20 protein-coding genes and 1 riboswitch are annotated in these 24,980 nt (G+C 40.4%); of the genes, 3 read left to right on the top strand and 17 right to left on the bottom strand.

Going from position 1 to position 24,980, the window contains the following annotated elements:
* Window positions 1-221 precede the first annotated feature (221 nt).
* Together QUE03_RS09045 and pyk are read left to right on the top strand one after the other, a co-directional pair.
* Window positions 222-1,070 (top strand): MurR/RpiR family transcriptional regulator, encoded by an 849-nt coding sequence (locus QUE03_RS09045; protein ID WP_286267281.1) that lies wholly within the window; start codon window positions 222-224, stop codon window positions 1,068-1,070.
* Window positions 1,071-1,136: 66 nt separating this feature from the next.
* Window positions 1,137-2,591, top strand: coding sequence for a pyruvate kinase (gene pyk, locus QUE03_RS09040; protein ID WP_286267279.1), 1,455 nt, complete (start codon window positions 1,137-1,139; stop codon window positions 2,589-2,591).
* A gap of 76 nt (window positions 2,592-2,667) precedes the next feature.
* On the opposite strand, the gene QUE03_RS09035 is transcribed toward pyk, so the two are convergent.
* The 5 genes from QUE03_RS09035 to QUE03_RS09015 are packed head-to-tail and all read right to left on the bottom strand — an operon-like array spanning window position 2,668 to window position 9,850.
* On the bottom strand, window positions 2,668-4,773 hold the full coding sequence (locus QUE03_RS09035; protein WP_286267277.1) for a DUF3541 domain-containing protein: 2,106 nt from the start codon (window positions 4,771-4,773) through the stop codon (window positions 2,668-2,670).
* A complete protein-coding gene (locus QUE03_RS09030) occupies window positions 4,760-6,640 on the bottom strand; it encodes a M3 family metallopeptidase (RefSeq protein ID WP_286267275.1) in 1,881 nt (626 codons plus the stop codon). The genes QUE03_RS09035 and QUE03_RS09030 overlap by 14 nt, the downstream gene beginning before the upstream one ends.
* Window positions 6,615-7,583: an alpha-L-glutamate ligase-like protein gene (locus QUE03_RS09025; protein WP_286267273.1), complete on the bottom strand. Its 969-nt coding sequence runs from the start codon at window positions 7,581-7,583 to the stop codon at window positions 6,615-6,617. The genes QUE03_RS09030 and QUE03_RS09025 overlap by 26 nt, the downstream gene beginning before the upstream one ends.
* A 1-nt stretch (window position 7,584) precedes the next feature.
* Window positions 7,585-9,084 carry a UUP1 family membrane protein gene (locus QUE03_RS09020; RefSeq protein WP_286267270.1) on the bottom strand — a complete coding sequence of 500 codons (1,500 nt, stop codon included), beginning with the start codon at window positions 9,082-9,084 and terminating at the stop codon, window positions 7,585-7,587.
* A gap of 1 nt (window position 9,085) precedes the next feature.
* Complete coding sequence (locus tag QUE03_RS09015; protein WP_286267268.1) at window positions 9,086-9,850, bottom strand: ATP-dependent zinc protease family protein; 765 nt, start codon at window positions 9,848-9,850, stop codon at window positions 9,086-9,088.
* 326 nt (window positions 9,851-10,176) lie between these two features.
* Between QUE03_RS09015 and QUE03_RS09010 the strand changes: the two genes are divergently transcribed.
* Window positions 10,177-11,190: an ATP-dependent 6-phosphofructokinase gene (locus QUE03_RS09010; RefSeq protein WP_286267266.1), complete on the top strand. Its 1,014-nt coding sequence runs from the start codon at window positions 10,177-10,179 to the stop codon at window positions 11,188-11,190.
* A gap of 67 nt (window positions 11,191-11,257) precedes the next feature.
* Here QUE03_RS09010 and QUE03_RS09005 read toward each other — a convergent pair whose 3' ends face one another.
* The 12 genes from QUE03_RS09005 to QUE03_RS08950 all read right to left on the bottom strand — a co-directional run bounded on the left by QUE03_RS09005 (window position 11,258) and on the right by QUE03_RS08950 (window position 24,809).
* Window positions 11,258-12,076, bottom strand: a complete 819-nt coding sequence (locus QUE03_RS09005; protein WP_286267264.1) for a LytR/AlgR family response regulator transcription factor — start codon at window positions 12,074-12,076, stop codon at window positions 11,258-11,260.
* 1 nt (window position 12,077) lies between these two features.
* Window positions 12,078-13,145, bottom strand: coding sequence for a sensor histidine kinase (locus QUE03_RS09000; RefSeq protein WP_286267262.1), 1,068 nt, complete (start codon window positions 13,143-13,145; stop codon window positions 12,078-12,080).
* Between the two features lie 85 nt (window positions 13,146-13,230).
* Entirely contained in the window at window positions 13,231-14,127 is an 897-nt protein-coding gene (locus QUE03_RS08995; RefSeq protein WP_286267260.1) for a phosphotransferase, read from the bottom strand.
* Window positions 14,128-14,201: 74 nt separating this feature from the next.
* Window positions 14,202-14,852: a nicotinamide riboside transporter PnuC gene (gene pnuC, locus QUE03_RS08990; RefSeq protein ID WP_286267258.1), complete on the bottom strand. Its 651-nt coding sequence runs from the start codon at window positions 14,850-14,852 to the stop codon at window positions 14,202-14,204.
* 2 nt (window positions 14,853-14,854) lie between these two features.
* Window positions 14,855-15,115, bottom strand: a complete 261-nt coding sequence (locus QUE03_RS08985) for a hypothetical protein (RefSeq protein WP_286267257.1) — start codon at window positions 15,113-15,115, stop codon at window positions 14,855-14,857.
* A gap of 101 nt (window positions 15,116-15,216) precedes the next feature.
* Window positions 15,217-17,307, bottom strand: coding sequence for a TonB-dependent receptor (locus tag QUE03_RS08980; RefSeq protein ID WP_286267254.1), 2,091 nt, complete (start codon window positions 17,305-17,307; stop codon window positions 15,217-15,219).
* Between the two features lie 48 nt (window positions 17,308-17,355).
* Window positions 17,356-17,468, bottom strand: a riboswitch (TPP riboswitch).
* Window positions 17,469-17,508: 40 nt separating this feature from the next.
* Window positions 17,509-17,859, bottom strand: coding sequence for a purine nucleoside phosphoramidase (gene hinT, locus QUE03_RS08975; RefSeq protein WP_286267252.1), 351 nt, complete (start codon window positions 17,857-17,859; stop codon window positions 17,509-17,511).
* Window positions 17,860-17,971: 112 nt separating this feature from the next.
* Window positions 17,972-21,076: an efflux RND transporter permease subunit gene (locus tag QUE03_RS08970; RefSeq protein ID WP_286267251.1), complete on the bottom strand. Its 3,105-nt coding sequence runs from the start codon at window positions 21,074-21,076 to the stop codon at window positions 17,972-17,974.
* A complete protein-coding gene (locus QUE03_RS08965; RefSeq protein ID WP_286267249.1) occupies window positions 21,076-22,353 on the bottom strand; it encodes an efflux RND transporter periplasmic adaptor subunit in 1,278 nt (425 codons plus the stop codon). Before QUE03_RS08965 ends, QUE03_RS08970 begins: the two co-directional genes overlap by 1 nt.
* Window positions 22,353-23,837, bottom strand: a complete 1,485-nt coding sequence (locus tag QUE03_RS08960; RefSeq protein WP_286267247.1) for an efflux transporter outer membrane subunit — start codon at window positions 23,835-23,837, stop codon at window positions 22,353-22,355. The genes QUE03_RS08965 and QUE03_RS08960 overlap by 1 nt, the downstream gene beginning before the upstream one ends.
* Before the next feature lie 312 nt (window positions 23,838-24,149).
* Window positions 24,150-24,410, bottom strand: a complete 261-nt coding sequence (locus QUE03_RS08955) for a hypothetical protein (RefSeq protein WP_286267245.1) — start codon at window positions 24,408-24,410, stop codon at window positions 24,150-24,152.
* Window positions 24,411-24,455: 45 nt separating this feature from the next.
* Window positions 24,456-24,809 (bottom strand): Fis family transcriptional regulator, encoded by a 354-nt coding sequence (locus QUE03_RS08950; RefSeq protein ID WP_286267242.1) that lies wholly within the window; start codon window positions 24,807-24,809, stop codon window positions 24,456-24,458.
* Window positions 24,810-24,980: the final 171 nt, after the last annotated feature.

The following is a 24,980-nucleotide window of genomic DNA, read 5'->3' as shown; positions in this document are numbered from 1 at the left end:
AACACATCAGTAAAGAACTTTTTGTAATTTTACTACATTTATTCAAAGGCACTGGTATCTCTATACTCTATTATGAATTCTTCATGATTATTTATTAAACATTTGCAACTAACTGCTATTTTGATTTATATTGCGGTTCAATATGAAAGAAAATTTCATTTTTTCTGTTATTTATCTAGAAAATAAATTACAGTTAAGAAAAAGATCTAGGATCACATTAAATGAATATATTAGAAAAGATCACGACAGAACTAGACACTTTCAGTAAATCAGAAAGAAAAGTTGCTGAAGTTATTCTAGCTTCACCAAGCACTGTTATTCATGCAAGTATAGCCGCACTCGCCAAACAAGCTAATATCAGTGAGCCCACCGTTAATAGGTTTTGCCGCCGATTAGACACCAAAGGTTACCCTGATTTTAAATTACATTTAGCGCAAAGTTTGGCTAACGGTACACCTTATGTAAATCGACATGTTGATGAAGATGATACGGCTGACGAATACACAGCTAAAATTTTTGAATCAACAATGGCCAGTCTTGAATTAGCACGTAAAAGTTTAAGTACTAAAGGCATTAGTCGCGCAGTTGACTTATTAACCCAAGCAAACAAAATTTCATTTTTTGGTTTAGGTGCATCCGCTGTTGTTGCCCATGACGCACAAAATAAATTCTTTAGATTCAATGTTCCTGTTGTTTATTTTGATGACATATTAATGCAGCGCATGAGCGCTATTAATAGCCAACAAGGTGATGTGGTTATTTTAATTTCACATACCGGACGTACTAAATCGCTAGTTGAAGTGGCTAGTTTAGCCAAAGAAAATGATGCAACAGTTATTGGTATCACCTCTGAAGGTACACCACTGGCGAAGGAATGTTCCATAGTATTATCTGTAGATGTTGCAGAAGATACTGATTTATATATGCCGATGTCATCACGAATTGCGCAGTTAACCCTGATCGATATTTTAGCTACTGGTTTTACCTTACGTCGTGGCACTAAATTTAGAGACAACCTGAAAAAGGTTAAAGACAGCTTACGTAGTTCGCGCTTTGACCGCAAAGAATAGCATTGTAAGGCATACAAAATTTGTATGCCTTTTTTAATTACTACCAAAGAAATATGAAGGACTAAGATGCCAAGAAGAACGAAGATTGTTGCCACACTCGGCCCGGCAACAGATGATAGAGAAGTACTAAAACAGATCTTAGAAGCTGGCGTAAACGTAGTACGTTTAAATTTCTCGCATGGTATTCCAGAAGATCACATTAACCGTGCCAATATGGTTAGAGAAATAGCAAAAGAATTAGGAATTTATGTTGGTATTTTGGGCGATTTACAAGGTCCTAAAATTCGAATTTCGACGTTCAAAGATGGACCTATTCGCTTAAATATTGGCGATAAGTTTGAATTAGATGCATCACTTGCCAAAGGCGAAGGTAATCAAGACAAAGTAGGAATAGATTACAAAGAGCTTCCTCAAGATGTTGGCACAGGCGATATTTTGTTACTTGATGATGGTAGAGTTCAATTAAAAGTGTTGAGCACTAAGGGCCAATCAGTATTCACTGAGGTTACTATTGGTGGTCCATTGTCTAATAACAAAGGGATTAACCGTCAAGGTGGTGGTTTATCTGCAGCCGCGTTAACTGATAAAGATAAAGAAGACATCAAATTAGCCGCAAAACTTGAAGCAGATTTCCTAGCCGTATCATTCCCACGTGATGCCGCTGACATGCGCGAAGCTCGCTTGCTTGCTCAAGAAGCCGGTGCGGATGTTCGTTTGGTTTCAAAAATTGAACGTGCTGAAGCAGTATCTGACGATAAAGTCCTTGATGAAATCATCTTAGCATCTGATGTTGTTATGGTTGCTCGTGGCGATTTGGGTGTTGAAATTGGCGATGCTGAGCTTGTCGGTAAGCAAAAACATATCATTGCGCGAAGCCGTCAATTAAACCGTGTTGTTATTACAGCAACGCAAATGATGGAAACCATGATCGAAAGCCCAATGCCGACACGTGCTGAAGTTATGGATGTAGCCAACGCCGTGCTTGATGGTACTGATGCGGTAATGCTTTCTGCTGAAACCGCTGCAGGTCAGTTCCCAGTAGAAACTGTACAGGCAATGGATAATGTATGTCTTGGCGCCGAAAAGCATCGCTCAGTCAACACTTCTGGTCACCGTATCGAACTCATGTTTGAGGAAGTCTCAGAAACTGTTGCTCTATCGGCAATGTATGCAGCTAACCACTTAAAAGGGGTTAAGGCAATAATTGCGCTTACGGAATCGGGCCAAACAGCTAAAATTATGTCGCGTATTACCTCTGGCTTACCGATTTTTTCTTTATCGCGCCACGAAAAGTCATTAAACAAAATGGCAATTTACCGTGGTGTCTACCCGGTATCATTTGATTCAACGACTAGCAGCAATGAAAGTTTAGCTAATGACGTCTTAGCGCAAGTAATTCAAAAGCTAGATCTTGAAGTGAATGATAAAGTGATATTCACCCACGGTGACTTAATGGAAACCGTCGGAGCATCAAATACTGTGAAAATTCTTAAGATTACTAAAGAGATGTTAAAAGCTTAGTTTGACTCTTACTATCAGATAAAAACAAAAGCCAGTCTATAAGACTGGCTTTTTTATGCTTGATTAAATAGAACCACTATTGGTAATGACTAGGTAATCGTCTTTTCAACTCGGGATGTTCGTTTAGTATTGGCCCTTTGAATAATTTATCCGGCCAATTTAATAAGGCATACGCCAGTACATTTCTATGCTCGCCTTTGCTTAAATCATCATTCCCTTTTGACGACAGTACCCGATCCTTTGTTGGGTGAATCGCATTCTGAATTGATACTTTCATGGCTTTTAACGTTTTATGTTGCCCCTGCTCGGTCAGTAAGAAACTCAAGCCTACTTCAGCTTGTATGTCTGCTTTAGTCTTATTCACGATTCTATCTTCATGCCGCTCAAAATAATCCAAAATCCATTGGTGCTCCGTCGCACTCACTAAGTTTTGATAGTAGTTACTATCGGCCAATATGATATGAGTTAAACCATAAACCTTGTTGTTAAATTCGCTTTTCGTTAATTTTTGATCGTAAGCGTCAGGGTAAGCCGACTCAAAGGCCATTTTTAGCTCCCCTGTCCAATCAACCACATCCATGGTTTTCAACCAGTAAACGTAGTTCGCTACTTGGGCCGCATAGGCTTTAATGAATTGTGGTGACATCAATAAGTCATGTAAGTCAGCTTGTTTTAAGTATCGTATAAATTGCTGATGAGCAGGATGTTCAAGTCCATACTCGTTTAATTTTGCCAATTGGTACACTAAATAAAGCGCAAAGCGTTTATCGCCCGTGTTAGCGAGTGCATTTTTGCGACGCTTACCGCGCTTTGTTGTTGGCAATCTATCAATCATTGCTCTTGCTTGTTCAACACGCCAAGTAGCACTGTCTAGGCTGTTTGCGTAATCATCTAACCGTTCAGAGATTTGATAAACTTCATTTACCGCCTGACTCGCATAATGCGTATCTCCCGTTAACCGGTACATTCTTGCCGCATAATGATTTTGGGCAGATGTTTTAAGCTTTAAAAAGTTACTATCGTACTCGGCTCTGATCTTATTTGCCGATTGCTGGTAGGTTTCCTTATTTTCGATATTTTTTGCTTTGTTAATTTTTTGTTTATTATCAAGCAATTGAACAGGGACATACTTATTCATTGATTCAAGTTCGTTAAAAAACGGTCCGGGGGTTAACTGTTCTGGCCAAGTCATCAGCATATAAGTTAATACATTGCGGTGCTCGCCGGACGACAAAATCAACTTTCCTGATACTGACGGTATCATGCCAGCTTCCACATTATAGGCACGCACGAGCCGTTGTTTAGTCAGTTCAACCAAAGGGTGGCTCTTCTTATCCATCAATAAAAAACTAATGCCTACCTCTGCCACAATATCATCTGTAGCATCGTTTAGTATGCGCCGCTTGTTCTGATCAAAATAATCGAGTATCCAACCAAATTCATTAGACGATACGTTGTGCTGATAAAACCCAGAGGCTGCGAAAATAAAATGGGTCAAACCGTAAACTTTGTTTCTAAAATGCCAGCGAGATAACTTATCATCTTCTTTATCGGGGTATGCCGCTAGAAAAGCTTCTTTATATGCAACTCTATGATCAGCAATGCCCAATTGATGTAGCCAGTATACATAATTGGCAATTTGCGCCGCCCAAGCTTGGATCATAGTTTTATCGGTAATTGCAGGTAAGTAGTCGTACTGAGCAATGGTGCGTTTAATTTTTCCCGGTAATTCAACACCAAAAGCGTTCAACCTTGCCGCATGTCTCAATAACTCATCCGCATAAAAAATGAATTCAGGAAATGCTTTCAGTGCTTTTCTGCGCGCTTTTCCCCTTTTACCCTTACTCATCGCGCCAGTTAGGTACTCACTGCGCTCTTTGATAAAAGATTTATTATCAATACCATCAACAATCGCATGCATGCGATCAGCAACCACATAATAATCATACAGTGCACTGGGTAAATACTTTTCATCACCGGTCATACGATATAGGCGTATTCCATAATGTCCTTGAATTCGTGGTGGCAATTCAAATAGCCGAGACTCAAACGTTTGTTGAATTCCATTGGCCACATCTTGGTAAGATAATGACTCGCTTTCTTTGGCCTGTGCGGCATACGAATGCCCCAAAATGACAAAAATGAAAACGATGTAGAGCAACCTATTGTCAAAGCTCATCATGGCTTACCCAGTTAATGAATTGATTGATAGTTAAGGGCGAATGATATAAATCACTTAGCATTTCTGCCATTGTTTTACTTCCCCCCTTTGCTATTATTTTAGTCAAAAAATCTGCTCCTTTAAACTTCCTAGCCTTGTAGTCACGCAGTAGTTTTCGCGCAACAAGCTCAGAAAATATGTAGCTAAAATATCGAGGGCCATAGGTCGCCAGATGTGAAAAGCTGTATTGGCTTGAGGCGCTCTTAGGATAGTCAAAACCCGTATACTGCCTGAACAGTCTTTGATTGATTTGTTCAAGCTGCAGCGAATTTCCTTCTGGCGACTCAGAAAAATATGCCAAGGCCATTGCCGCGCGATAGAGTCTTAACTTAAATGGCGTTTCTTGCGCCGCGCCTTGACTATCAACGATGACTTGACCAAACATTTGCTGTTGTACTGCTGGGTCAAAACTAAGCCATTCAAACCATTTTGCTGGCATTTCGATAAGATCACTCTCAATACTGATCCCAGCATTAACGTGATAAGGCTGAGTTGATAACATGTTATGCAGTAAGTGGCCAAACTCATGGAAGAACGACTTTAAGTGCTTTTGTCGCCAATTTTTTTTCGGCAAACTTAAGATCAAAGCGCTACGAGGCAACTGAACATTTGTAACGCCTCGTTGTATCGCCCTATGACGGTTTTTTTTGTATTTGCCTTCTCTGCTATAAAGATCTAAATAAAACTCGCCTATCAGTTTATCGTTCTGCGTGAGTTCGTATGCTTGAACGCTACTATGCCAAGTGGGCACAGCAAGTTGAGTAATTGTTAAAGCGAACTCCGACTTTAGCAACTTAAACAGTCCTTGATGGGCTATTTCTGGTGTGATTGTTTGCGCGGCTGATTTTTTATTGTTACGGCCATTGGCCATTTTCTCTTGCTTTGCGTCAAAGCGATAATCCCAAGGCGCTGAAGATGATGGTAATTTTGAGGCAATTTCAGTCAATAACGCGTTGACGTTATCAACAGATTCAAGCTGAGTGTTGCGCAACGAATATTCAGCAAAATTCTGATAGCCCAAGTATTTTGCACCTCTATTTTTCTTCGTGATAAGTGCAGCTAAATGCGCTTGGTTGCCTTGTTCATGACGTCTTTGGTATTGTCGATAAACCTCTTGACGACAATTAGACACAGGATGTTTATTCAATAGTGATAAATACAGACGCTTATTGATCGCTAGTGATGAATGTCCTGTTTCATCAAATTCAGTTTTTAGCTTTTTAGGCAATTTTTGAAGGCAGGCATATGAAAGTTCAAATGGCTTATTAACCTTAGCCGTTGTCCCTTGACGGAATGCAGCAGCGACTTCTTTAAGCTGTTGCTTATTTACCGCATAGTCTTCATTTGCTAAAGATAAATGCTGCTGTTGATACCTATCCAACACTCGTTGCTCAGACGAATTGGTTACCCTTTGTTTAGCAAGCTTTAATAGTGATGACATAGCCTCACTTCCTATGAGGAGATCCATTGCGGCACTTAACTTAAGCTGACATGCACGCGCTTGTTTCTGAATGTCTTTATCTGGCGAAACATCAGCCATGAGATAGCTTTCAAATAGGAGGTTTTGCGCTGGGATCAGCGTTTGTTCTAGGGAATGAATAGTATCGAAGAAAGTCGCCGATTTATTGCTAGTCACTAGCTTTGATGGCTGATTCGCTGCGCTTTTTAGTTGCCCAAAGATAATACCACAACGCTTTCCAATGTCGTGTCCATACAGATCCCTCTGAGCGGATTGCACTCCGCCAGCATAAGCTAAGTTGTGACCTAGTAGCCCAATAATAAAAAATAGACGGCAAATAGCGCTAATCGTTGAACTGACTTTTTGCATAATCTACCCGTTGCTTAACATCAGGTCGGGCTTTAAAGCCCCTCGCTTTAGCGAGTGCTTCAATCGCCTTTAGCCTTGGTAACATGCCCATGCCATTAGCAATCTGTATGGCTAATCCTGGCCTAGCATTCAATTCCAAAACTAATGGTCCTAACGTCTTGTCTAATACAATATCAACACCTAAATAACCCAAGCCCGACATTTCATAACAACTTGCTGACAATCTGAGTAAACTCTCCCAATTGGTAATCTGTACTTGATCCAAAGGTTGTTCGGTATCAGGGTGGAATTTAATGGGTTTATCAAATTGTACGGCATGTTTAGCTTTGCCTGTCGCTATATTAATGCCTACCCCAACAGCCCCTTGATGCAAATTGGCTTTGCCATCGCTAGCGTGAGTTGCAAGCCTTAGCATGGCCATCATAGGATAGCCTTGAAAGACAATCATTCTTATATCTGGCACACCTTCATGACTTAAACCATCAAAAATAGGATCAAATTCGATTAATGCTTCAATCACAGCGACATCAGACGCACCGCCTAAGCTAAACAGACCCGCCAAAATATTCGAGATATGCCTGATAATTTCGTCTTTACTGACATAATCTCCACTGGCTTTCTTATAACCCTTTTCATCTGTCGACAAGATAACCAAAATCCCTTTCCCGCCACTACCTTTTGCCGGCTTAATACAAAAACCTTGATGCCTTTTAAGTAAATCAAAGACCTTTTTCACATCATGTTGAAACCTGACTACGCCAATGAGCTCAGGCACGGCTATTCCATTACCTATCGCAAGATGCTTAGTTTTTAACTTGTCATCTACATTCGGGTAAAGCTCTCGCTTGTTATAGCGCGAAATATAGGAAAAATTTCGCTGATTCATCCCCATGACGCCACGGTTTGCTAACACAAATGGGTTGGCAAAGTTAAAAATCCCCATCTTAATGTTTTCGTGCCATTGGTCTAAAACGATAAAGCTCTAATAGACGATAGCCGGTGTATTGCCCCATCATTAAAATAGCTGCTAGTATAATTAAGTGAACACCGAGGAAGTTAAACGCCCAGTGACGGATCAACATATTGTCCATCATCAAGTAAGCGATAATGGCAACTATTAAGCTTCCGCCACCTTGTATGAGTACTTCGCTGCCTCCTTCTTCTTCCCAAAGGATAGACATACGCTCGATTGTCCATGCCATAATCACCATAGGGAAAAAAGCAATGGTTAATGCATCCGTTATCCCTAACCTAAATGCCAATACTGTTGAGATCAAAATAATCGCGATAACGACCATCACCACCGCGGATATTCTAGAGACGAGCAATAGATTCAAGCGAGACAAATAGGAGCGGATCATAAGACCAAGTGAAACGATCAATAAAAAGCCCATTAAGCCATTGAGTAAATTCGTTTGGGTAAACGACGTAGCAATTAATATTGGCATGAATGTGCCGCTACATTTTAAGCCAACTAGCACCCTTAAAAATACTACTACTAGTGCTCCTATTGGTAACAGCAATATCCCTTTAAAGACATTTTGCTCTTCAATAGGCAATTGGTACATACTAAACCCTAAAATGTCGTCTTTGTTTGACGAATCTACGGAGTCTTGCAACGCTTCTTTCATGCTGTGAGCAATAGAAAAGCTGACTCTCGACTGCCTACCACCTTCTAAATCAAGCAATGCTGGTGAGTCTTGCTGCCAAATCAATACTTGTTCAACTTCACCAACTACATGAGATTCTACGTTAATTGTGTGCCACTTTTCATTGATGAACACTTTCACTAACGGCACTAATTGTTGATTTCGGCGGCCATCTTCCAGCACTAAGCCTTTAACAAGTTTGGCTGGTATTCGTGCTTTATGCATAAAATGAACGAACAATTCCGTTTTACCAAACTGTGACTTCAATAACGTAATTTCTTGATCCTTAGTGTCTAATCTATTTAAGATTTCTGTGATCAAAGACTCTTCATTGCCAGATTTAGCATAAGCGGTTTGGAAGAATGCATTAGCAGCACTCTCGTACGGCTCTTCCAGAATATCTGCAACGGGCAATGTGTTATAGTCTGGTGCAGTTTCAACGTTTGAAACTTTTTTGTATGTGCCTTGGTAATATAATATTTGGCGCCCTTGAACCGCCCTTTTATTCCAGTTCACTTCTGCTTGGTTTTCATTTCTGATAACACTTACGCCATAAGCTGGCGATGCCGTGAACTCATCGACCAGCTCAAAGTTTACATCTTTGGGCAGCGTTAGCTTTGCGTTAATTGGTGCTGACGTGCCAATAAATTCAATTTTCGCCTCTACTTGCCATGTTTCAATTTGTTTGCCTGGAATTATAGGGATACCAATCTCAACATGACGAAAATAGGTGCTTATACTGCCTAAAAATACTAAAACAATGACTAAAAAGAAAAAAGGCGCACGTGACATCATGTTATTTCTTACCTAGTAAAAATTGTTTGCTTACATCGACTAGCGCATTATTTTCTAAAAAAGAGCGTCCGATCATAATTTGATAATCTAGGTGGCTACGATCTGCTAGATTGAACACTTGGTGACGATATTGTTTGTCACCCAGCACTACGCCAATCTTTATTTCCAACCGCGTCACAGATTTTTTGCTGCTTTGTTGTTTAATTTGAACCTTGCCAATTACTGGGTATTCAAAGCCGATCGCGACCTTAGTGTTTTCCAGTTTAAACCGAACCCAATCAGCCCCGTCCCGTTCAAATGGTGTTAATTCATAGACACCGATAGAAGATGTCGCTGCACCAGTATCTATGCGTGCATCGAAGCTTAACTGTTCTTTGATAAAGCTGACATGTTCAACCGCGCCAACAATCAATGGCTGCTCTTGGTTGCATTGCTCCACGACAATTTTCTCAACGACTTTGGCTGATTGAGGTTGTGTTTTTTTTACTGGAGCATGTTTAACATTAGCCTGTGCAGTCAATAGGTTCGACAATTGGGCATTTTCATCTGAGCTATTCTTTATCTGGCACTTCGATTCTATTTGCTCAACGATATTTTGCTCTATCAATGTCAGTCGCTTATTTAGCTGAGTAAAACTCTTCTCATTGATTGATTGCTCTGACGTTGTATTAGCATGCAACGGCGATGCTTTGTGTGCTGTATCAGGGCTCGCAACACAAGCACTTAACGACGCAATCACTAACGGTATAGCAAGTCTTTTTAACATATCAACTTCATGTCTCGGTTGTTAATTAATTAAAAACAATGAAAGTACACTATTTTCAAGTTGATCAAAGTGATGATCCTTTAGGTTATTTTAAACCAAATTCATGAGTTAACACTGTAATTAACTGTAACTGTCACAAAATTGTTATGAGTACACTACGGTAACTAAGAATAAACTCTACGATCAAAAAAATTGCTGAAAGAACAATGAAATGAATTAGTTGTCCTAGTTCAATAAAATTATATATCGACTGATTCATTACTTGATTATTAACGCTAGTACGATAATGATATTTAATAATCTTTAACAAAGTGTTAAATGTGCTTATGAATAAGAAGTTAAAAATCGCCATACTAACAAGTGGTGGCGATGCGCCTGGAATGAATGCCGCCATACGAGCTATTGTATTGGCCTGCAATCGCTACAACTATGACTGTATAGGTGTTTATCATGGCTATAACGGCTTGATAAATGCGGATATCGCTAAGCTTAAAATTGAAGCAGTGAATAATATCATTCAACAAGGTGGTACCTTATTAAAAAGTGCTAGATGCCCCGAGCTAAGGACAAAAACAGGTGTTCAACAAGCCATAAACACGCTTATCAAAGAGCAAATAGATGCATTAATTGTCATTGGGGGTGACGGCTCCTTTACTGGTTTATTAGCAATTGCTGAACAATGGCGTGGTCAGGTGATTGGTTTGCCTGGGACAATAGATAATGACTTAGACGGCACAGATTATACCATAGGGTTTGCTACGGCCATAAACACAGCCATTGAAGCCATAGACAAAATAAGGGATACAGCCAATGCCTTTGACCGTGTTTTCATTGTCGAGCTCATGGGCCGAAACAGTGGCCATATTGCTTTTAATGTTGGCGTCGCCTGTGCCGCAGAACAAATCATATCATTTGAAAATTTCCATCCAAGCCAAGCAGAAGACAAGCTAGCTGAGCTCGCCGAAGAAATATATGCTGAGCAAAAAAGTAAAGACAATAGTTATTTGGTTGTCCTTGCTGAAAACCTTTGGCCTGGTGGTGCTATGCATTTGGCCGAACAATTGAAAGAACAATTTAATATTGACTGTGCAGCTTGTGTACTTGGTCATATCCAACGAGGGGGTTCTCCGGTAGCTAAGGATAGAATTTTAGCTACCAAACTAGGTGTTGGGGCAGTACAAGCTATTAAAGTTGGTAAGAGCTTATTGATGCTGGGCGAACGTGACAATGAAATCGTTGAAGTGGCTCTTAGTGAGACGATAAAGCACAGTAAAACTGTTAACGAAAACCTAGTAGCAGCCCAGCAAAACATACTGGCATTAACGGCTCGATCAAATTAAACCATCATCAACCTATCAGACAAGGTTACGCTGCAGCATCAAACAGTAGTTAATACAAAAAGAATTGTTAATTAGTGACTGCTTGTTTAACTTTTTCTTTATAGCTTCGACTGACTTTAAGCTCTTTACCATTACTCATTACTAAGTAATACTCACCGTTTAACTGGCTACAGAATTTTTGGATATATTGCTTGTTGACAATAGTTGAGCGGTGGCTACGAATGAACTGTCGAGGATCCAACACCTCTTCTAGCTGTTTCATTGTTTTACGTAGTATGTGGGTATTTTCATCAGTATGAACACACATATAGTCACCTGCAGCGTCAATCCACAAAATGCTATTTACTGGCACTCGACTCAGCTCGCCGCCGTCTTTGATTGGTAATACATCAGAGTATTTGGATATTGATAACTCATCATTATTAGAGAGCTCTTCAAGTATTTTATTAGTATCACTACCCGTGACATTACTGACTAACTGTACCAGCTTGTTTTTATGATCAACATCCGTCTGCGCTTGAATGGCTAAACGTACTTTTTCCAATGATTGGGCAAGTCGGACTTCATCAGCAGGTTTCATTAGGTAATCGACGGCATGAATATCAAACGCTTTAATGGCATATTGATCAAATGCAGTGACAAAAACTACCATTGGTAGCTTTAATCCTTGAGCGACAATTTCGTCGAGCACTTCAAATCCATTTAGACCGGGCATTTGAATGTCTAAAAACATCAAATCGGGTTGATAAGCACGGATTGCTTCAATGGCTTCTCTGCCATTGCCACATTGTGCAATAAGATCGATATCATCGTGCTCCGCTAGCCGTATTGCTAAACCTTTACGGGCAAGTGGTTCATCATCAACAACTATCGTTGACAGTGACATACTAACTTCCTAATTCGTAGGGAATTCTAATGTTTACTTTAACACCTGACGGATTATTTTGGGAGACGACAAGTGAATAATTATTTTTATAGAGCGCTTGTAGCCGTTCACGTGTATTTACTAGCCCAACCCCGCTTTCTCTATACAAGTTGCCATTTTTGATTTCAGCTCCTGGTCCGTCATCAGCAAGTTCGAGTAACAAATCATTACCGAATCTATTGACAGAGATAGTAATGGTGCCACCATTTTCTTGTACAGCAATTGCATGTTTAATCGCGTTCTCGGCTAACGGTTGCAAAATCATACTCGGCACAAGTGCTTGCTGACAGTCTGATGCGATATTAACCACGACTTGAAGACGCTCTTCAAATCTCACTTTCTCAATATCCAAATACAACTTAAGGGCTTGCATTTCATTTTCTAAAGAAACGCGTTTCATTGGATCTTTATCTAACGAATAACGTAAAAACTCACTGAGCTTGGTGACCATGGCGTTAGCGGTCGTATTCTCTTTGACTAAAATTAACGTTGAAATAGCATTTAGTGTATTAAACAAAAAGTGAGGGTTAAGTTGGTAGCGCAACATTTTTAGCTGCGCTTGGTGCGCTAATGTATTAGCTTGCAGCACGTTTTGCTTTTCTTTTTGCAGCATTTGATAATACTTAATACCAAAGTACAAGCCACTCCAGCTTAAGATAATATAGAAAGACCAAACACTCGACTGCGTATAGTACAACCAGAAATCAGGTTTATAGCCGTGTTTGTATATTTCCCAATAATTTACATTACGTATCACCTGCCACAACACAGCGGTGACGTACGACGTTAAGACAATAACCCCCGCAATTTTTAGAGGTGACAGATTCCATGCACGTCGATAAACGTAACGTAATGGCACGGTCAACATCCAGCCAGCATATGAATTCAACAAAATGACCACGACAAAAATATCTCGCAGATCATGAAGTAGCGAGCCAAGAAATTGGATCAAAGCGAAACCCAACCATCCTGCGGTGTGTAACACCCAGAAGAAGCGATTTCTATTCTCTATTAATTCTTTCCAATTCACATGATTTAACCGTTAGATAACATAGTTTAATTATGAAGTAGCAAGGCTAGACCTGCACTACCTTTAATCGTAACTTTTCAGCGTCTTATCTCATTTCCTTAATGAGTAAATATTTCTCATTTGTTAATAAATCGAGGTGTTCAAGCTGAGCAAAAGCCGTATTTTTAAATACTTGAGTGCCATTTTCATGATCATGGGTAAAATACCATAACACATTGATAATAGATGACATTATAGCGTTACGCGTTACCTTTTTAGGGCATAAAGCACACAAATAACTGCTTTGTTTTAACACTCTAAAAAATGTGTCTGGGTGTATAAAGTTCACTGACATCATCATTCCTAATTCGTATTCCATGCTGGCATAGCTCGCGGCTTCAAAGTCAATTAGCTTCGCTGTGTTGTCCGCTTGATTCACTAGCACATTGGTAAAATTAACGTCTCCATGAACTAAGTTTCCACAATCAGGTTGAGGAAGTAGGTGTTCCACTGTTACTGTTGAGAGAAGTTGCTGGTGCTTAGGAGACAAACCACTTTTGCTGATGAGTTTGTCTATGACCTGCTGAAGATTAATTGAAGTGGCGCCGTGCTTGACTGACTGATGGAACTTGGCCACTAATGATAACGCAATTTCTAATTTTTGTTCAATATCAAGGTCTAATGACTCCAAACAATCACCATTAAAATATTCGGTAATAAGCCAGTTATCGTCTACATAAATTGGTTTAACACTTACGCCACATTGGAAAGCTCTTTGCAGCGCATCAAATTCTGCGTGGCGAGTCTCTCTATTGGCAACGTGTTTGGCGACAAAAAGCGGCGTGATTTTTTGCTCTCCCCGCTCTATAGTTGCAAAGCTAACCTTAAACACTTGATGGCTAAGACCTGTATCAAACGACTCTATAACTGGCGCACCTATTATAACCGGTTGCCAATGAGAAAATGGAAGTTGCTCTAACGTGCTCGTTATTGGACTATTCATAAATACTCTGAAATATTGTCACCTTTATTCATCGTGCCTTCTTTAAATTTGACCACAGAACGTACTAATTAAGCTTATGCATTTGCAAGATTTGACTGAAAAGTAAGGTTTCTTCGCCAACTAAAATAGCCAATCAGCGCGATCACCACATAGACAACAAAAAGCCCTGCTGTTGGCGTTAACCCCTTCTCTAGATAAAGGTAAATAGATACAAGATCAATGACCACCCAATACAGCCAATTTTCAACAACTTTTTGAGTGACTAAGTAAGTCGCAAATACTGCATAAACCGTGGTAGCAGCATCCAAATACGGAAAATGTGTCGGTGTAAATGTTGCCATTATATAACCTACAACCAGCGAAATAGCTGCCAACATTGCAATTACTTTACTGTGAATGGTAAAAGACCAACTTGAAATCATTACCGCTTTGACCTGTTGGCTCTGAGTCATGGATTGATTGTCCACACTCATTGGATGTTTTAGCTTCTGCCAGCTATACCAGCCATATCCCGCCATTACCAAATAATACACTTGTAATAGGCTATCCATCCACAAATAAACATCATAAAAGATTACGGTATAGATCACCGTACTAACTAATGCTGCGGGCCAACACCATACGCTCTCTTTAGCGGCAAAAATGACATAAGCCATTGATGCAGCTACAGCCATTAACTCCCACAAAGGCAGTTCAATTAAATACGTTAATGTTTCATTAAACACGATTATTCATACACCCGGTCACGATCGGCGGCAATCAATTTAATTATAAATACGGCGCTGCCCACGGCTTGATGAACACGCTTAATTTCTGCCATCACATTGGTGACGGCATAATCGTATTCACCAAACACTTGGGTACTCATTCCATTAGACACCACTTTTATCTCTTTGATCTTTTTTAGGCGTTCTATAAATTGCCAAATTTCATCTTTGTATTCTGTTTTAGCTAGTGGATATAAGCTTAAATCAATCGATACTTGCATTGTGGCCCCATTTATTCGTTTTAAAATATTTTGTGCTTAGATTAAGGCTTAGACAGAAACAACTAAGCCTTTGTCTTTGAACTATTGCACTTCATCGAATGTTAAAACTGGTAATCTAATGAAACACCAAACACTGCTGGCTCACCATATTGATGATATGACTTCGCTGTGTAACCATCTCGAGGATCGTTACCAAAGTAGAAGCCACGAGTCTTGTAGTTTTCATCTGTTAAGTTTCTTGCCCACGCTTTAACTTGCCAATCATTAGCGCTATAGGTTAAGGACGCATTCACTAAGTTCACTGAATCAGACTGCTGTTCATGACTGTCTGAGAAATAAAACTCGTCTTTGCCGTCGATTGAAAGATTAAAAAACCACGCTGATGTTATATAATAATTCACGCCAACATTATAGGTATACTGCGGCGCATGTGCTTGTTCACGGCCAGAGAAGTCTTCACCATTAGCATTCACATAGTCAGTCAATTCAGTTTCTAACAATCCAAGCGCGCCATACAACTCAAAGTTCTCATTAATTTGCCAAGCACCGTCGAGCTCTAGCCCGTAGTTTTCACCTTCGGCCGCATTGCCCAAGTAGATAATAAATTCTGAACTACCGTCTGGGCGTAAGATGTCCTTAGCGCTTTTAACCTGAACGTCTTTTCTGTCCATATAGAACGCAGCGGCTCTAAGGTATGCCTTATTGTCGAGTAAATTAACCTTATAACCTATTTCGTAATTCCATAAGTACTCCGGCTCAAACTCACGAAGTTCAGTTGGTAATGTACCATCGGTGTTCACACCACCAGCTTTATAACCGCGATTAATTGAGCCATACCAAAAGGTGTCTTGGTTTTGCTGGAATGACAAAACCGCTTTTCCCCCAACCATGGTGTCAGTCGGGTCAAAAGTTAATTGTTCAGAGTTTTTATAATCAGCACTTCGGTCTTCAACGCGCAAACCTGCGGTTAACACAACTCGCTCTGACAACCGCTTATCAACTTGTGCATATGCTGCCATTGTTTCAGTTTCGAATGTTGATGAAAAGTCACTGTCTAAATAGGTGTATTGCCTAGTTAAATCTTCATCATCACTTTTAAAATATAGACCAGCAGTCCATTGAACGTCACTGCCGTATGCTAGCGTCGTTTTTGAGTTAAAGCGGAACTCTGCCGTCGAGGTAGTTTTATCTCTAAAGTAATGATCGGTTGATGAATATTCCCACGGGTGAAGGCCTACATAACTCCAGTCCTCGTCATAACCATAGCCTAGTTCACTGTCAGCGAACGTTACTATCGTGGTAAGATCGAAATGTGGTACGCCGATATAATGTGATTTTAGCGCAATCGCCTTTGTGTCTTGCGTGTCAAAGCCGGGTTGGTCTGATAACGTTTCTCGGGTATTGTCCAGTGAAAATGCGTCATAACCGTTATCAAAATCAAAGTAAAAAGTTGAAATGTCCAACTTCCACAGTGGATTAATTTCAACTGCAAACTTTAACCGTGCGGTTAATTCATCACGGTTATTGGTGTCTTCCACGTCCAGATACGTATTTTCAATGAAACCATCACTTTTATATTGCTCAACGGCAAAACGATAATTAACCGCTTCAGTTGCAGGACCTGATAAAGCAAGGCCAGCGCCATAGCTATCGTAGTTGCCGGCAGTCAGCTTAACCTTTCCTTCAAATTCATCGGTCGGTGCATTTGTTGTGATATTGATTAATCCAGCCAACGCATTAGCGCCAAAACGTGTACCTTGAGGGCCTCGAAATACTTCGGCTTGGCTGACATCAAACATTGAAGAAACGCTGCCAATACCAGTAAAGTCTATGCCATCAATCATCACGCCAACAGATGGGTTAATTGGCTCATTAAATTGACTACGCTCGCCAATGCCGCGAATTTGGTAATAACGTGCCCGTTGAGAGCCACTGGCGAAATTGACGTTTGGCGCTAAAGCAATTACTTCTTCAAGATGCTGTGCATTGCGTAACTCAGCGTCTTGATCTGAAATAATCGAGATAGAAGCAGGTGTTTTTTGCAAATTTGTTTGATTAAAATCACCAACAACAGTGATGCTTTCAATCGCGTTCTTTTCTGAGTCAGCCGGTGCCAATGAGGCGGCTAAAAGTGAAGATGGTAAAATGGTTGCGCTAATCGCTAACGCTATGGTCGACTTTGCTAGTTTCATTATGTTCTCTTATAAAGCTAGCGTAGGGGGGCGATGTAAATTTAAACCAAACAATCGCTAAACCATTCCTACGCCAGTACAATCTGGATCAGGTTCTAAGGGTTTGCGTTGCATCTCAGCTAAATCATTGGTCAAACAATTCAGCACCCCTTGGTTCGCGGCAGCATAATACCAGCAAAGTCGTTAAAAATACAAAGGAAATTAGATCGAAAGCATAGGGCCTAACGGTTGACCACCTAAGAGGTGCATATGAATATGATAGACTTCTTGCCCCCCATGTTTATTACAATTAATGATCAACCGATAACCGTCTTCATCAATCCCCTCTTGCTCTGCTAACTTTTTAGCGACGGTAATCATCCGTCCTAGCGCAAGCTCATCTTCTTCTGTCACCTCATTAATCGTAGGGATAAGCGTATTTGGGATGATTAATATGTGAGTATCAACACGCGGCGCGATATCACGAAAAGCAGTGACTAAATCGTCTTGATAAAGCAATGGTGTATCAATTTCTTGGCGAATAATCTTTGAAAAAATAGTTTCTTCAGGCATTGGGTAACTCCTTGTTGTAAAGGATAAATAATAATATCACTACCTGAGAGTTTAGCGATTCTTACACAAGGAACAAAGTGTTTTTGAACACTCATGCAAGAATCTCGCTGGACTAAGCCGCTTGTGGTTCTGTCGGCTGCTGTTTGAACACACTTTTTACGTCTTCCACCAATAAGTAGTTTACCGGTACTAGTACTAGTGTAATGAGTGTGGCAAAAACAATACCAAAACTTAAAGATACCGCCATAGGAATCAAAAACTGGGCCTGTGTTGCCTTTTCAAACAGTAGTGGCATCAAGCCGATAAAGGTGGTCATCGAAGTCAACATGACCGGTCTAAATCGAGCTTGACCAGCAGTGACCACGGCTTGCATCAACTCAACACCTTTAGCGCGTTGTTTGTTGATAAAATCTACGAGTACTAAGCTGTCGTTTACCACTACCCCTATTAATGCCATCAAACCAAGCATACTCATGATCGTTAAATCCATGCCCATGATCCAGTGCCCAACTACCGCACCAATAGCACCAAAAGGTATCACTGACATAACGATGAGCGGCTGCAGGTATGAGCCAAATGGGATCGCTAACAAGCAATAAATAATGAAGAAGACAAAGATTAAGCCCCAATATAAACTGCCAAACGATTCAGCTTGCTCTTTCGCTTCCCCTTCTAGCGTGTAGCTGATACTTGGGTATTTCAACACAAGATCATCCATAAATGGTTTCAAATCAGCCGTCAGCACAGTCATGTTGGTGCTTTCTTTATCAACATCTGCGGTAATATTCACCGTACGATAGCGATCGATACGCTTAATAGTAGATGGGCTTTTACCCGGTTTTAATGTCGCCACATGTGATAAAGGCACTTGGCCACCTGTTGGGGTAATGATCAGCATGTCTGATAAATGCGACACAGAGACTCGCTCACTGAGTGGAAATCGTAGCATCACCCTGACATCGTCTCGACCGCGCTGAATACGCTGGATTTCGGCGCCAAAAAAAGCATTTCGAACCTGCCTTGTGATGGAAGAGCTTGACATCCCCATCGCATGCCCTTGTTCATTAAGCTCAATTTGTAGCTCTTCCTTACCATTAGATAAACTGTCAGCAATTTCAAATACTGTAGGGTATTGCGCAATATAAGTTTTAACTTCTTCTGCTGCGGTTTTAAGCAAGGTCAAATCATTTGCAGCCAGTTGCACATCAATAGGGTCACCGCCGCGTCCAATTTCTGCCCTAAAGGTTAAACCCTCGGCGCCTGGTAACGGACCAATAAGCTCTCGCCATTCGTTCACTAATTGCCTGATGGTGATTCCTGTGTCATTTTTATCGGCAGGAATGATTTCAAACCTGACACGACCTTCGTTATCTGATCGACCACCACCAGTAATTGCAAGAATATTGACAATGACACTATCGCCAGCTTCGTTCGTGTACTTTTCTTTAAGCAACGCTGCAGCATTAGACATTTTCTCAACGTAACCGTCAATTACATCGAAACTAGTACCTACCGGCATAGTTAATGTCGCTCTAGCCGTTTCGCTAGGAATACGAGGAAAGAAGGTAAATTTTGTCCAACCACTGGTTATGAAAGCTAAAATTAAAACAAAGGTACCTATGAAGAGAGTTAATGTTGACAAGCGATTGTTGACTGCCCTTTCCAGCAATGGACGGTAATATTTGATGATTGAATTTTCAAAACCATCAGCAAAGCGTTCTTGCCACTGCGACAATTTTGACGATTGTGTCTTCTCATGGCGTAACTTAAGACGCTTTAAATGCGAAGGCAGCACAAATTTTGATTCAATTAACGAGAACAATAAGACTGGTATAACAACGACTGGGATTTGAGCAAACAAGGCCCCTCGCATACCTTCAATGAACGCCAAAGGTAAAAAAGCTGCAATAGTGGTTAAGATACCAAATGTTACTGGTGTTGCGACTTCTTGTGTCCCTTTTACTGCGGCTTCTAGGCCAGAATTGGCAAATTGCGTGTGCCGATATATGTTCTCACCTGTGACAATGGCGTCATCAACAACGATCCCCAACACCAATATAAAACCAAATAAACTCATGATATTAAGCGAAATATCAAAAAACGGCATAACAACAAAAGCGCCCATAAAGCTAATAGGAATACCAATAAACACCCAAAATGCAATGCTAGGTCTTAAAAATAACGTCAATAACAATAAGACCAAAAAACCACCTTGCATTGCGTTTGAAATCAAGGTTTCCAAACGGCTTTTAACTATTTCAGAGTCATCATCCCAATAACTTAATTCAAAGCCTTCAGGTAAATCATTTTGCCTTTCTTGGATATAAGCTTTTACTGCATCAGCCACTTCTATCGCATTTTGTTGGCCAATACGGTAAATTTCTATCATAGCCCCTTGTTGGCCATTGAACCTTGCCCTTAACGGTGTCTCTTCAAAGCCATCATTTACCTCGGCGATGTCTTTGACCTGCACTATTGTGCCATCTGGATAGGTTTTGATAACGATTTTTTCAAATTCATCCTTTCGATAAGCTTGCCCTTTACTGCGCACTAACACATCACCGCCTTCTGTGCGAACATTACCTGCAGACATATCCAAAGAGCTATTACCTACAGCACTGCTGATATCAGCAAGGGTTAAATTGTATTCACGAAGTTTGTCTTGCGAGATATGAATACCAATTTCATAATTTCTCACCGCGTCCAGTTCCAATTGCGTTACTTGCGGTAACTTGAGCAAATCATCGCGCACTTGCTCGGCAAATTCTCGGATTTCTTTTTCAGAATAAATAGAAGCAATAGACACGGTTATGACATCGCGTTTTCGTTCGGCGATTGCAATGTTCGGTTTCTCCGCATCAGTCGGCAAGGTATTTATCGCATCTACTCTCGACTTAATGTCCGCCAATAAATCTCGAGCATCGAAACCGGAATCCGCTTCTATCGAGACAACTGATGTCCCTTCAACCGATGTACTGGTGATCTTTTTAACGCCTTCAAGATCTTGTACCGCTTCTTCTACTTTTATCGTGACACCTTGTTCAACGTCTTCTGGCGTCCCGCCACGCATCGAAATTGCAACATTGATGACATCTGACTCAAATGAAGGAAATACTTCTAACGGAATACGTGTATTGAGTGACATTAGGCCAATAAGTAAAATGGTGATCATCAACAAATTGGCGGCAACGTGATTTCGAGCAAACCAAGCTATCATTATTCTGCTCCGTTCGTTGATTTATTATTAGCGCTAGATGACATACGCTTTTTATCACTGCCTGATCTCTGACGCTGCTCGTTTTCCTTTTTCGTTTGCACAACAACCAATTCTCCATCTAGCTTACTAATACTGACAGGCGTACCAGAGTTCACTTGACCTAGCGCGGTCAAAACCAGTTTATCCGAAGCTTTCAATCCGTTGCTGATCAAGGCAAATTCATCGCTTTGCCATGCAATATCGATGTCTTTGCGAAGCAATCGCCCATTCTCTACTAAGTAAACATAGCTACCTTGATAAATCGCTTTATTTGGAATTATTAAAGCGTCATCGACAATTTTCCCCGTAATTTCAGCGGTAACATATTGGCCTATTTTAATCGGTAAGGCATTGACATTGTTTCGACCATAAGGGTCGTCTATTTGCGCAACAACAAACAATTGTTGAGAGTTTGCATCAAAGGCTCCTTCCGTACGTACAATAGTTCCTAACCATGTTTGGCGGTCAATTAAGTCGGAATAAATTGCCACCTTTGGTAACACTGTGCCTTGTGCTTGGTTATAGCGAGAACTTTCTGGCAAATTCAGGAAAGCCAGATCTTTGTTTTTAATGGGCAGCCTTATTTCTACGTAGTCAACGGCGTATATTTCTGCCAACTTTGTACCAGAAGACACCACTTGACCAATATCAACTTCTTTTGAAAGAATGCGCCCAGTAAAAGGTGCAATAATTTGGGTTCGCTCTAAAGCGAGTTTTGCCTTTACTAAGCCTGCGTCTGCGGAGAAGACATTAGCTTTTGCAGCAAGCAGTTGAGGTTTTCGTAATACTAAATCAGGCGCACTTTTTTTATTGCCTAAACGGATCCAGTCCTGTTGTGCTTGCTCTACTCTCGCTTCTTCTTCGCTTAAAGCTTGTTTAGCATTAAATAAATTTGCTTTGGCTATTTCAATTTCCGCTTGATAATCACGATCATCCAGTTGAATCAACACTTCGCCTTTTTCAAAGAATCCACCCTCTCGAAAGTTGACACTGATATTAGTTATTTGACCAGAAACTTGAGGAAATACATTACTTTGTGTTCTTGGCTTTACCGTACCATAACTGGCTATTTTCAAAGGTAAGTTTTGACTTTTTAACGTTTGCACTTCGACACTCAATTGTGGCGCAGAGCTTGGTTTAAACTTTGTTGAACTTGGCGGGTTATTTTTAACGACATACGCTAGCGTTAAAAAACCAACAAGGATGAATATGGGTAATAGTTTTTTATATTTAATCATTATTCAAAATCCACGTCATGAAATTTTTTGACTTGTGCTAACCCACTATTTGCTTGGGGAGTTTTCAATGTTTGTTCTAGCTTTTCACCACCAAGTGCCGCATAAATCAGTACGCGGTTTTGAATCACTTGATTTTGTAATTGAATAACCGATGTCTGCGTATCAAATGCTCGACGCTGAGACTCTAATACCGTGGTATAGCTGACCAGCCCCTTTTGATATTGATTAAACGACAACGACTGCGCTGCGACGGCATTTTTCTCTGCTTGCTTGAAATACGTCAGGCGCTTATTTAACGAACTATGATTGCTCAGCTTATTTTCGACATCTTCAAACGCACTAAAAACAAGCTCTAAATAGCGTTGTTCTTTCTGCTTTACCTGCAGTCTTGCTTGCTGCTCAAGTGACTTTAATTTACCGGCATTAAATAGTGGCGTAGTTATATTAGCTAGCAACGACCACGCTAATGCGTCGCCACTAAGCAAATTCGACAACTTGTCAGATGAATCCCCTGTTGATGCCGACAACGTAAATTGAGGAAAACGTTGTTTATGAGCAACTGCAAGTCCTGCATCTGCTGCCATCAATTCAAACCAACTCGCCCTTATATCGGCGCGTTGAGTCATTAAAGTCGTAGGCAAGTTTGCATACATATCGTCTTTTATTGTCGGCCACGTTTTTGAATGCTGTAGGCTAGGCTCACTACCTGAAGGGTATCGACCAACAATGGTTTGTAAGCTACGCTTATTTTCAACCACACGTTGTTGTTGTTCGACAACACGCGCCAACTCAGAGTTGACTTCATTTTGAGTCAAATAGACATCAAGTGCCGAGCTTAACCCTAAGCGATACGAACCATTGATGATCTCAAGGTTGTTTTTTAAGTTTTGTGCCCGCTCTTGGTAGAGCGATAACAATGTTTCTGACTCGAGTAAATTAAACCAAGCCTTTACCACATCAGTGATCAAGTTTATTCGTTGATTTTCATAACTTGATTTAACCGCGGCTAACGACAATTCAGCCTGCTGCTGCTCATCCGACAGCTTGCCCCATAGATCCAACTCATAAGAAAGGTTGAGCGATAACTCGGCATTGTTATTATAATTCTCACTGTCTCCATTAACGGTTTTCGATCGTTGCTGGGTCAACGCCATAGAAAGCTCTGGAAAATCAGTTGATTTAGAAACGGCTAAGCGCTCAGTCGCAAGTTCTACCTCATAGGCTGCCGCTTTTAGGTTAAAATTGTTAGCCAGAGCCAAGTCAATGACTTGCTGTAAATGTTTATCTTTTGCAATACCAAGCCAATCGTTCATGACTTGGTTATCAACGTTAATTAAGACACTCTCTGCCGCCCATGATTTTGGCGCTTCAAACGCTTTCACATGAGTTGATATGGCAGAATTTGATGCACAGCCTGACAATACACTAAATAACAAAACACTTAGGTAAGTCTTTGTCATTTTATTTGTGTGACTAAATGTCATATCAAAGTTACTTCTATTTAATTTTAAGGAATTTTCAGGGTTAATATTATAGCCCCCCTTTGTCTAAAAAAAGTCACTTTACAGTGCTTTACAATTCAACAAGTGCATTACAACTCGTCGCATAAAATGAACCACTTATCGACGATAAATCGCCAAATTCCATAGTTATAAGTAACTTTTTAGTATAGTAGAGAAAGCCTTGTAGTTTGAGGTAAACTAAGTCGTATCTTATGGCCGACAACAGACGAGAAAATTAGCGACCTTGAAGCCGCGTCCTTAAACACAATCAAATTAAGTATTGAGAAAGTAATACTATTTCAGAAGATTAACTAGTTTTCTGAAAACGAAAATAACAAGCACATAAAACAGATATTGACCAATCAAAAATATTGCCAATTTTGGCCAAAAAGGTGTTTCTTCACTAAATGGCATTAAGGCGAGCATAGCGGGCCCTGCAATTAACTCGTAGGCCGGTAATGAAGCTGGGTACATGGTGAAATTGAAAATGAATGCGCTAAGCGCCAACACTAAACCAATGACAGCCCATCTAAGCGCAAACTGAACATCTGACATATAATTCCCTTAATATAATCAATGACTCGAAAATAACTGAATAACTTAACTGGGCAGCGAGTTAAGTCTATGGTTCCAACGGCCACCGTCTTGTTTTTGACACTGCTCTTCGCTATCAAATGTAATCTGCTTGTTCAAGTGTTTTACATTTATCCCTATCTCACTCAACTTCGAAGACACTAAGTTGCAAATATAGTTTGTTTTATCTTGTGAAATACAACGAGCAAGACTTGCTTGGCTATCAAATACACAGATTACTTTAAGGCTGCTCGGAAAATTATCGTAATTGACTACATGAGTTAACCACTGAAAACCGGAAATATTTTCAAGCGCATTATTACAAACATCTGTTAATGCCAGTCTAATCTCGTTATCTTTCTTTTTATCTGATTTCCGCACGATTACCTCAACCCGAACATTATTTTTTTAACACAGTAAGCGAGATTTTCGCACATTTAAATCATCGATTGAAGATACAAACTGCTTTGCATTCAAGAATCGCCTGATCAAAGCAGCACTCAGATCAATAATGATTGACCAGTTCAGAAGGCACTAGTGCTCTAACGCCAG

Source organism: Thalassotalea atypica, assembly GCF_030295975.1.
Taxonomy (GTDB): Bacteria; Pseudomonadota; Gammaproteobacteria; order Enterobacterales; family Alteromonadaceae; genus Thalassotalea_F; species Thalassotalea_F atypica.
This window is presented reverse-complemented; position numbering and strand designations above follow the sequence as displayed.